Source organism: Mesorhizobium sp. M0968 (genome assembly GCF_040319065.1).
Taxonomy (GTDB): Bacteria; Pseudomonadota; Alphaproteobacteria; order Rhizobiales; family Rhizobiaceae; genus Mesorhizobium.
Genome location: NZ_JAMYNL010000017.1, coordinates 118,123 through 128,748, shown reverse-complemented (window position 1 = coordinate 128,748; position 10,626 = coordinate 118,123). Strand labels below are relative to the sequence as shown.

Genomic DNA, 10,626 nt, shown 5'->3' with positions numbered 1-10,626 from the left:
GAACTGTGCGGCCACTCTTTCTCGGCCTCGACGGTGAGCGAGGCGACGATGCGGCTGGATGAGGCGCTCAAGGCGTTCTTCACGCAGCGGCTCGAGGAAAGCTATCCGTATCTCATCTTGGACGCGCGCTATGAACGGGCTCGCGAGGCGGGCGTGATCGCCAGCCAGGCGGTGCTGGTGGCGATCGGCGTGGATTGGGAGGGCCGGCGCCAGGTTCTGGGCGTGGAGCTGGCCAACCGGGAGAGCCATTCGAGCTGGCGCGAGTTCGTGAGGGGGCTCTGCTGAACCAGGAGATCAAGCGGCGCACCCTGGTCGTTCGCATCTTCCCCAACCCGCGGAGTTGTCTGCGGCTGGTTCGGGCGCTGGCGGTCGAGATCCACGAGAACTGGCTCGAGGCGACCCGCTACCTCAACATGGATCATCTGCGCGAGCACAAGAAGGAGAGCCTGAGGGCCCTGGCCGCCTGAGCACCGTCATGTGTCCGCCGCTCCGCTAAACACGGGGGCTGCGCGGCGGACACGCCGACGTCAACGCAATGCCACGCCATTTTGCAGAACTTGACGCACACAACTTCTGCATCCATATCCATGTGTCTTACATTCTATTCCGTTGACCTTGGCGCCATCTGGCAGAATTGTAGCTTCCTGATCCACCTTGCTGCCTGGCTCCGGAAGCTATGAACAACCGACAACGCAACCAACCGACGGCAAGCGATACCCCCCTCACCTTCGCCATCCTGGTCTTCCCAGGCTTTCCGATGATGGCGTTCAGCTCGGTGATCGAGCCGCTGCGCGCGGCGAACGTGCTGGCCAAGCGGGACTGGTACCGCTGGATCATCGTCGGCGCCGCCGAAGGCCCCGTCGAGGCCTCGAATGGCGTCGTCATTCAGCCCGGCTTTTCCGCCCATGACGCGCCGAAGGTCGATCGCATCGTCGTCTGCTCAGGCGGTGACGCCGATCATCTCGTCGCCGAGGATGCCGTGAGCTGGATCCGCAAAAGCCTGCGCGGCGGTGCCCATATCGGCGCGGTGGCGGATGCCGCCTTCTTCCTGGCTCGGGCCGGCCTGCTCGACGGTCATGCCTGCACCTTGCACTGGACCAGCCAGGCTGCCTTCACCGAAGCGTTTCCGGACATCGAGCTGAGGCGCGATCTCTATGTCATCGACCGCAAGCGCTTCACTTCGGCCGGTGGCGTCGGCAGCCTCGACATGATGCTGGAGATCATCACCGGCGATTATGGCGCCGAACTGGCCGCCGGCGTCGCCGAATGGTTTGTGCACAGCCCGCTACGCTCCAGCGTCGACCGCAAGCTGATGCCGCTCAGGCTGCGGACCGGCGTGCAGAACGAACTGGTGCTGTCGGCCATCGCCATCATGGAGGATGCGGTGGAGGAGCGGCTCGGCATGGCGGAACTGGCGGGGCGACTTGGTATCTCCTCCGATAAGCTCGAACGCAATTTCCGCTCCGAACTCAGTATCTCGCCCAACGGCTATTACCGCCGCCTGCGGCTGAAGCGTGCCGCCGACCTCCTGGCGCATTCGACGCTGATGGTGCGCGACGTGGCGCTGGCCTGCGGCTTCGCCTCGATGTCGAGTTTTGCGCGGGCGTTTCGGGAGGAGCATGGCCATGCGCCGAAGGTGATGCGGAGGCATTAGGTATTTCGGATGTTGGCGGGACAGCGCCCCCCCTGCCCTACCGGGCATCTCCCCCTCAAGGGGGGAGATTGGCAGCTTCGATGCTCCGCTCCTCCTGCGACGGTGGAAATTCACGAAAGCGGCGATGACGAGCCGATCTCCCCCTTGAGACAGGGCTATCGCAGATGGAAAGCCGAGGCTTTCGCTCTACGACGTACCCCCACCCCTAACCCCTCCCCACAAGGGGGAGGGAGACTTCCGTTGGCGCTGACCTCGGCAAATTGCCTGCCTTTCGGCGCCAAAAGGGGAAGTAAGGGCGGGCGGCAGCGTTCCCTCCCCCTTGTGGGGAGGGTTAGGGTGGGGGTCCATCTTCGTAAGAATCCAAATGCGATTGCCCTGCCCCTTGAGGGGGGATGTCCGGCAGGACAGAGGGGGGCGCCGTAGAACGCTACGGAACGACTTCAAGCGGTATTTCGCACAACATCTGCGGTATCTCGCACAGCCTCTACGCGGCGCATGGCCCATCCTCGCCGCTTCCAGGAGGCACCCATGAGCATCGTCGTTTTTGACCCCGACAGCACCGAGGATGTCGACTTTAGGGATCGTATGCGCCATCCGGCGGCGGCGGATCCGGCCGGCGGCATGTGGCTGTCGGACACCGAGCCGTCCTTCATCGACGCCGACGCGCTGCGCAAGGGCCGGCTGGCCAGGCTGCGCGCCTGGATGCGCGAGGCCGGCTATGGCGGCGTCGTTTTGTTCGACCCCTACAACCAGCGCTACGCCACCGGCTCGCGCAACATGTTCGGCTATTTCCTGCGCAACTCGACGCGCTACTTCTTCATCCCCACCGAAGGGCCGATCGTGTTGTTCGAATATCCGCAGAGCTACCATGTCTCGATGGTGCTCGACACGATCGACGAGGCGCGTCCGTCCAAGCTGGTCTGGTCATCGGTGTCAGGCCGCGACGACGAGACCGCCGGCCCGTTCGCCGATGAGATCGCCGAATTGCTCAAGGCGCATGGCGGCGGCTCGATGAAGCTCGGCCTTGACCGCTGCAGCCATCTGCAGGCACTGGCGCTGGAAAAGCGCGGCTGCGAGGTGCGGGATTGCCAGGGCGAGATTTTGGCGGTGCGTGCGGTCAAGACGCCCGAGGAAGTAAAATGCCTGCAGGTGTCGATGGCTGGCGCCGAGGCCGCCGTCTATGCCGTGCGCGAGGCGATCAAGCCCGGCGTTTCCGAAAACGACCTGTTCGCCATCATGTATGGCGAGGTGATCCGGCAAGGCGGCGAGTTCATCGAAACCCGGCTGCTGACCTCGGGCCAGCGCACCAATCCGTGGTTCAACGAGGCGAGCGGCCGCAAGATCAGGCCGGGCGAACTCTTGGCGCTCGATACCGACACGATCGGCTGCTACGGCTATTATTCGGATTTCTCGCGTACCTTCCGCTGCGGCCCGGGCAGGCCGACGGATTACCAGAAGTCGCTCTACAAGATGGCGCACGACCAGGTTCAGCACAATATCGGGGTCGTCAAGCCGGGCATGGCATTTCGCGAGATTGCCGAAAAGGCCTGGAAGATACCGGACCGCTTCGTCGACCAGCGCTATACCTCGGTCATGCACGGCGTCGGCATGCATGGCGAGACGCCGTTCATCGCGCATGCCATGGACTACGAGACCTATGGCCGCGACGGTGTCATCGTGCCCGGCATGGTGGTCAGCGTCGAAAGCTATATCGGCGAGAAGGGCGGCCGTGAGGGCGTCAAGCTGGAGGACGAGATCCTGATCACCGAGACCGGCACCGAGCTTCTGTCGCGCTTCCCTTATGAGGACGAGTTCCTTGACAGGCAGGTTTGAGTGCTGACAGGCAGTTTTGCATGAAAAGCCCGATCTCGATCAAGCGCGGCAAGGTGGCGGCGGTGTTCATCGATCTCCAGGAGGAGCATCGGCGGGACAAGCGCTATCTGGTCGAAGGCTATGGCGATATCCTCGCCAACGTCCAGCGGCTGCAGACAGCAGCACGAGCCAATCATGTGCCTTTGTATCACTGGGCCTATATCGTCGATCTCGCCACGGCGCGGCCGTTCCACCCGGTCGAGGCCAGCGGCAAGTCGGCATTTTCCGACAAGGACGATCCGCTGACTGCCATCTGCGCGGAAGTAGGCCCGGCGCCAGGCGAGATGATGCTGGTCAAGACCGATGCCAGCGCCTTCCGCGCGGGGCCTGCCGCCGAACGGTTGAAGGCCGATGGCATCGAGTGGCTGGTCGTTGCCGGCGTCTGGACCGAGGCCTGCATCGATGCCACCGTCAAGGATGCGGTGGCGCTCGGGTTTCGAGTGCTGCTGGTCAAGGATGCCTGCGGCAGCGGCAGCACGGCGATGCACCAGACGGCCATCCTCAACCTCGCCAACCGGCTCTATGGCGGTGCCGTCACCACCACCGACGGCGCCTGCCGGCTGCTGGCAGGCGAGACGGTCGATGCCTGGCAGGTCGAGGGCTCGGTGCCGCTGCGTTTCAGCTATGAAAACGCCGCCCGCCTCTATGCCGAGCTCTGAGCGGGATCGCGCAGCGATGGTCACCGAGGCCGATCGACCCGAAATAAAAGACCGCGGAAAATACCAGACGCTGCTCGATCCGGAGCTGTGGGCCTATATCGACCGGGTCAACGACTGGTATCCGCCCGAAATCGCTTTCATGCCGATCGAAAGGCAGCGGGCGGTCTATGACGCCATGTGCCGGGCGTTTCGCGAGCCCTACCCACCCGGCGTCAAGGCCAGCGACAGCGCGGTTCCTGCCGGCGACCGTGCGATCCCGGTCCGGCGTTACCAGATGGCGGGCACGGCGCCGCAGGCGATGGTTGTCTATTATCACGGCGGCGGCTTCGTCCTTGGCGGGCTCGACAACCATGACGACATCTGCGCCGAGATATGCGCCGGCACCGGCTTTGCCGTGCTGTCCGCCGATTACCGGCTGGCGCCCGAGCATCTGCATCCGGCCGCCTTCGACGATGCGCTGGCCGTATTCGAATGGGCGACGGCGACGGCCGGCCTGCCGATAGTGCTCTGCGGCGAAAGCGCCGGCGGCAATCTGGCCGCTGCGGTGGCACAGGCGACACACCGCCATCCTCGCCATGCGATCGGCCAGGTGCTGATCTATCCCGAGCTCGGCGGCCCGGAACCAGTTGGCAAAGAGAGCGCCGGCTCCTGTGTCGAGCACGCCGAAGCGCCGCTGCTGACGTTGCGCGATATCGAATTCTATCGCAACGTGCGCTCCGCAAAGGCACAGTCGCCCGACGATCCGACCTTTTCGCCGCTCCGAGGCAGCAATTTCTCCGGCCTGCCGCCGACCTTCATCATCACAGCCGAGTGCGATCCGCTGTCCTCCGACGGCGAGGCCTATCGCGACCGCATCCTCGCCGCCGGCGGCCGCGCCTGGTGGCGCGAGGAGCCGCGACTGGTGCACAGTTTCCTGCGCGCCCGCAAAACCGTTCCGCGCGCCGGTGAAGCCTTCGCCCGCATCATTGCGGCCATCGCCGCGCTTGGCAAAGGCGACTGGCCTTACTGAGGTTGCGAAGGCCCCTCATCCGGCCGCTTCGCGTCCACCTTCTCCCCGCTGGCGAGAAGAGCCGGGCATCAACGCAGGCGACCTCCTCTCCCCCGGGGGTCCCCCGGGGGAGAGGTCGGATTGCCCCGAACTGCCCTTCGCAATTCGGTTGGCGATCCGGGTGAGGGGGACTTTCCGCTTGCGGAACAGCGCACAAGAACTGCGGAAGTCCGAACACTCCCGCACGGGCGCTCGCCCTATCATCCCCGAGGCAATGGCGCTCCGGCGATCGCATCCGTCCCCCGCGTTTGGCGATCGGCAGAGGTGCCCAACAACAGGGGAATGACGACAATGAAGTTCATGCTGACCGATCGAAAACTGCATCCGCAGGCCGAGCCCGTCGCCGATGGCTTCAAGAAAGGCCAGATGAACCGCCGCGAATATCTCGCCACCATGGCTGCGCTCGGTATCAGCGCTGCCGGCGCGCTGGCGCTTGGCGGGCTTGCTCCGTCACCGGCCAGGGCCGAGGAGGCGAAGCGCGGCGGCGTCTTGCGCGTTGCCATGAACGTCAAGGGCTGGAAGGATCCGCGCACCTTCGACGGCGTCGAGATGTCCAACGTCGCCCGCCAGTGCAACGAATATTTGGTGCGCTGGAAGCGCGACTTCACCTTCGAGCCATGGCTGCTCGAGAGCTGGGAAACCAGCGACGACGCCCGCGTGCTGACGCTGCATGTCCGCAAGGGCATCACCTGGTCGAACGGCGACACCTTCAACGCCGACGACGTGATCCACAATCTGACGCGCTGGTGCGATGCGTCCGTCGCCGGCAATTCGGTCGCCGCGCGCATGGGCGCACTGGTCAACGCCGATACCAAGAAGCCCGTCGACGGCGGCATCGAGCGCGTCGACGACGTCACCGTGCGGCTCAATTTGCCGAAGCCCGACATTTCGCTGATCGCCGGCATGGCCGACTACCCGGCGCTGATCATGCACCGCAGCTATGAAGGCGACGGCGATCCGCTGAAGGCATTGGCGATCACCACCGGGCCTTGCGAACTCGTGGCATGGGACGCCGAGGTCGGCGCCGAAGTCCGCCGCAAAGACAAGCCATGGTGGAAGGGCGAGTTCTACCTCGACGGCATCAAATGGGTGGACTACGGCTCCGACCCCAATGCGATGCTGTCGGCCTTCGAATCGGGCGAGATCGACACCGACCACGAAACCGCCTCCGACACGGTTGCGCAGACCGACTCCATGGGCCTGAGCAATTCGGAAATCGCCACCGGCTCGACCATCGTCGCGCGGTTCAATATCGGCAATCCGCCCTATGACGACATCAAGGTGCGCCGCGCCGCCCAGCTCGCCGTCGACAACGCCGCCGTGCTGAAGATCGGCATGGACAACCGCGGCAAGCCTGCCGAGAACCATCATGTCGGGCCGATGCATCCCGAATATGCCGATATCGGTCCGGCCGCCCGCAACATTGATCAAGCCAAGGCCCTGCTCGCCGAGGCCGGCAAGGCCGACCACGAATACGAACTCATCTCGGTCGACGTGGACTGGCAGAAGAGCTCCGGCGACGCCATCGCTGCGCAGATGCGCGAGGCCGGGCTGAAGATCAAGCGCACCGTGCTGCCGGCCGCGACCTTCTGGAACGACTGGAGCAAATATCCTTTCTCCTGCACGGAATGGCTCGGCCGGCCGCTCGGCGTCCAGGTGCTGGCGCTCGCTTATAAGTCTGGCGCCGCGTGGAACGAGACCGCCTACGCCGATCCGGAATTCGACAGTCTGCTCGACAAGGCGCTGGCGATGCCCGATCCCGGCGCCCGCAAGGAGCTCATGGCCAAGATCGAACAGAATCTGCGCGATTCCGGCGTCATCATCCAGCCCTACTGGCGCTCGGTCTACCGCACCTACCGCAAGCGCGTGCATGGCTGCGAGCAGCACCAATCGCTCGAGCAGCATTTCGAGAAGGTCTGGCTCGAGGCGTAGCCTTGCAGACGACCAATTGTCGGGGCCAGCGCCGCTCTTTCTTCCTTCTCCCCTTGTGGGAGAAGGTGGATTGGCGCGCAGCGCCAAGACGGTTGAGGGGTGCGGACGGAGTGCCGTCAGTATCAAGCTGGAACACCCCTCATCCGGCCGCTTCGCGTCCACCTTCTCCCACAAGGAGATCTTTGCACAGAAGCCGATCAGTGATTCTGTTGTGAGGTTGGAGCAGGGAGATTCGCGATGGTGGATCGTGTTCTGGGTCAGTTGAGTCTGGCGGACGGTCTTGCGGTGTCGGATGAGACGATCTTCGACCTGATTGCGAAAGAGCTGGACTGGGAGCCGATCAGCAAGCTGCTTGGCCCGCGCAGCAGCAGCGGCCCGGGTAGCGCCAGCTACCCGGCAATGTTGCTGGTGCGCTGCCTTCTGCTGGGTGTGTGGCATGGGCTGAGCGATCCAGCGCTTGAGGCGCAGATCCGTGACCGGCTGTCGTTTCGCCGCTTCGTTGGCTTCAGCCTCTCGGACCGTACGCCCGATCATTCGACCCTATGGCGCTTTCGCGACGAGCTGACGCGTGAGCGGCTGATCGACAAGGTGTTTGAGGAGATCAACCGGCAGCTGGAGACGAAAGGCCTGATCGTCAAGCGCGGCACGCTGGTCGATGCCTCGTTCATGCAATCCCCCGGCCGGCCGCCCAAGCAGCCGAAGAAGGGCCACCACGGCCCGGTCAAGCCGTCGGCGGACAAGGATGCGCGCTGGGGCAAGAAGGGCAAAAAGAGCACTTTTGGCTACAAGATGCACATTGGCGTCGACCAGGGGCACACCTTGATCCGGCGCGTCGAGGTGAGCGACGCCTCAGTCACCGACACCGAGCCGGCCGACCGGTTGATCTGCGGCGATGAGAAGGCGGTCTATGGCGATCAGGCCTATTACACCCATGCCAGGCATGACCGGCTCGCTGAGGCCAAGATCAAGGAGCGCCTGATGCGGCGGCCCAACAAGCATCACCCTGAATTGCCGCCGCGCGACAAGCTGCGCAACCGGCTGATCTCCAAGGTGCGGGCGGCGGTTGAGCGGCCTTTCGCCGTGTTCAAGGAGCGTTACGGCATGCGGCGCATGCGCTTCTTCAACCTTGCGACCAACCGCACGCAGTGCATGCTGGCGGCATGCGCCTACAATCTGCGGACTATGATCGGTGTCCTGTATCCACCCGAAGAGAGACGGGCGTGAGGGAGGAGTGCGTCCAAAATCGAGCCGATCGGGCCAATGATGCCGGTCGATGCCGCGCCAGGGCGACAGGGCGAGGCCTTAGACGCCTTCAAAAGACGCCCAGTAGGCCAATCAGGTTAAGCACACCCTTCATGCAAAGCCCTCCCAAGGGGAGAAGGAAGAGCCACGCCAGGCCTTGAAATCTCCAGTCCAAGCCGCACGGTCTCCCGCACCAGCAGGTCCAGATCGTCGCGCCGGGTGCGGTGGTTGTTGATCGCCACCCTGAGGCTAGGCTGGCCATGCACCGTCGTGTCGGAAATGGCGGCGATGCCTTCTTCCTGCAGCCTCAGCATGATCTCGGTATTGAGCGCTTTCAGGCGCTCCCCGCCCAGCCCGTCCGCGCGGTAGCGAAAGCACACGATGTTGATGCTCACCGGCGCCGCCAGTGCGAGTGCCGGTTCGGCCTTGATCAGCGCGCCGAGATAATGCCCTTGCGCGATGTTCTGATCGATCATCCAGCTCCCAAAATCGCGCAAGCTGTGTGCGCTGCTCGCCTATCTGGCGCTGGCGCCGCATCCGGTCGGCCGCAGCCGCCTCTGCGAGCTTTTGTGGGATGTGCCGCCCCCACGGCGCCCCTGTTTGGCACTCCGCAGCGTTGAAATGTCGGGCAAAGGGGCGCGTTTCTTTCGGCCCTCGCAACGGTTGGCTGGGTTCGAAAAAAATACCACAATAGATCGCGATTAGGGGTGGGTTCGTCACGCCCTTTTTGTAGAGCTGGCGCAAAATTCACAACAACATAGAATATTGCTTGTACTAACTCGGCTTAATGAGAACAAACCTAAGGAAGCATTCCGGAATCTTGCTGCTGGTCACATTTCAGTATCTGCTAAGATAGCCCGTGCTGATTCCGAATTATTAAGCATTTGCAAAATTCAATCCTGCGATATTGGGATTTGTCCTTGTCATAGGCTGACTTGGATGCATTTCTTGGAAGCACAGCCGCGTCAGCGGATCGTTGAAACATGCTTGGGCGGACGGGGCACTAAGCATGGAGAGGAATATTGACACTCGCTAATGCGGCGGCCCCCGCTGGGAGCGTTCCCTCCCACGTAAGAGATTACGGCAACCGTCGGCTAAGTCGTCGAATGCATCGCCCGCAGCCTGGCTCTCGTTTGATGGCCGGCGAAGCTTTGCCCTCCTCCGATTGGCGCCAGCCTTCGCGGCAAAGGCGGGGATCGCCGCCTGCAATGGCCTTCCGATATGGACGATGTCCGCCGCCAGCCGGTCGGAGGAATGAATCGTGAAACTCGTAATCTGTGCGGCCTTGGTCACTGCTTTGATGGCGATCGTCGGTTGTACCACCGACGACTACGATGGTTGTCGCCGAAAGGGCTGCCTGGTTGATCGGTCCCATAAAGGGAGCCGGAAGATAGACGACCGGCCGCAGTTCGACAGGAACGGCAATCCCAACTTCGATACCAGGGGCCGTTACATCGGCTGCCATGGGCTCGGATGTAAAGTCGACGATCCTGATGACAGGGATAAAAGCATCGACGACAGGCCGCAGTACGACAAGGAAGGCAATCCGAACTTCGACACGCAAGGCAACTACCAAGGCTGCCGCGGCATCGGCTGCGAGGTCGATACACCGGACGATGACAATTCATCCGACGATGACGATTCCGATTAAGGGACTCGGGGGCGAACAAGGAGGAAGCCAATCATGTCTGAATTCAGCGGCCTGGTCCGGCGACATGCCAAAATCGTTATGGTCGGCCTTGCGGGGTTGGGAATGGCGCTGACGTCCGCTTTCGCTGCGAATAACGCCTGTGACGGTATAAAGGTCGAAGTGACGAAGGCGCGCAAGCAGGAATATGCCCCTCTCGTCGTCTCGGCGATGACCAATAAGTTCAAGCCCGCTCAGGCAAAGTTCTTCACGATCATGGAGAGCGGCAGCTGGAGCGCCGCCTACGTCTCCACGCCGGTGAGCGACGACGGCGTGATGTTCTTCCAGACAGTCGACGGAAAGAAGCAGTTTCGCGACGTGTGGGGCGGCTATGCCGAGCCGTCGGAAAAACCTGAACTGGTATCCTGGGCGAAGAAGCTCGGAGCGCCGCAAGACCTGGCAAAGTGTTTTGCCGAGGAAGTTACGGAACGACGGTGATGATCGCTGGAAATTGCCGCTGACCGTTGGTGCAGGGGGAGAATGATTGGTGAGCGCTCCGGGGCGCCGGGGCTCTGAGATCGACTCCAATCAT

At 63.1% G+C, this 10,626-nt stretch carries 9 protein-coding genes and 1 pseudogene; 9 read left to right on the top strand and 1 reads right to left on the bottom strand.

The window, feature by feature from the left end; genetic code table 11:
* From NKH67_RS24540 to NKH67_RS24510, 7 genes and pseudogenes are all read left to right on the top strand, one after another.
* A pseudogene (locus tag NKH67_RS24540) lies at positions 1 to 467 on the top strand (transposase); the annotation flags it as partial.
* Between the two features lie 209 nt (positions 468 to 676).
* Entirely contained in the window at positions 677 to 1,654 is a 978-nt protein-coding gene (locus NKH67_RS24535; RefSeq protein WP_352458590.1) for a GlxA family transcriptional regulator, read from the top strand.
* A 528-nt stretch (positions 1,655 to 2,182) separates the two neighbouring features.
* The gene (locus NKH67_RS24530) at positions 2,183 to 3,487 is read left to right on the top strand and encodes a M24 family metallopeptidase (protein ID WP_352458178.1); all 1,305 of its coding nucleotides are present in this window, start codon (positions 2,183 to 2,185) and stop codon (positions 3,485 to 3,487) included.
* A 20-nt stretch (positions 3,488 to 3,507) separates the two neighbouring features.
* The gene (locus NKH67_RS24525) at positions 3,508 to 4,185 is read left to right on the top strand and encodes an isochorismatase family protein (protein ID WP_352473544.1); all 678 of its coding nucleotides are present in this window, start codon (positions 3,508 to 3,510) and stop codon (positions 4,183 to 4,185) included.
* A 16-nt stretch (positions 4,186 to 4,201) separates the two neighbouring features.
* A complete protein-coding gene (locus tag NKH67_RS24520) occupies positions 4,202 to 5,194 on the top strand; it encodes an alpha/beta hydrolase (protein ID WP_352473545.1) in 993 nt (330 codons plus the stop codon).
* Between the two features lie 330 nt (positions 5,195 to 5,524).
* On the top strand, positions 5,525 to 7,165 hold the full coding sequence (locus NKH67_RS24515; RefSeq protein WP_352473546.1) for an ABC transporter substrate-binding protein: 1,641 nt from the start codon (positions 5,525 to 5,527) through the stop codon (positions 7,163 to 7,165).
* Positions 7,166 to 7,402: 237 nt separating this feature from the next.
* Positions 7,403 to 8,389, top strand: coding sequence for an IS5 family transposase (locus NKH67_RS24510; RefSeq protein ID WP_352469969.1), 987 nt, complete (start codon positions 7,403 to 7,405; stop codon positions 8,387 to 8,389).
* Positions 8,390 to 8,505: 116 nt separating this feature from the next.
* Here the strand turns inward: NKH67_RS24510 and NKH67_RS24505 are convergent, their stop codons facing one another.
* Positions 8,506 to 8,883, bottom strand: a complete 378-nt coding sequence (locus tag NKH67_RS24505) for a hypothetical protein (protein ID WP_352502675.1) — start codon at positions 8,881 to 8,883, stop codon at positions 8,506 to 8,508.
* 824 nt (positions 8,884 to 9,707) lie between these two features.
* Here NKH67_RS24505 and NKH67_RS24500 point away from each other — a divergent pair.
* Entirely contained in the window at positions 9,708 to 10,058 is a 351-nt protein-coding gene (locus NKH67_RS24500) for a hypothetical protein (protein WP_352473548.1), read from the top strand.
* A 33-nt stretch (positions 10,059 to 10,091) separates the two neighbouring features.
* The gene (locus NKH67_RS24495; protein ID WP_352473549.1) at positions 10,092 to 10,532 is read left to right on the top strand and encodes a hypothetical protein; all 441 of its coding nucleotides are present in this window, start codon (positions 10,092 to 10,094) and stop codon (positions 10,530 to 10,532) included.
* Positions 10,533 to 10,626 lie beyond the last annotated feature (94 nt).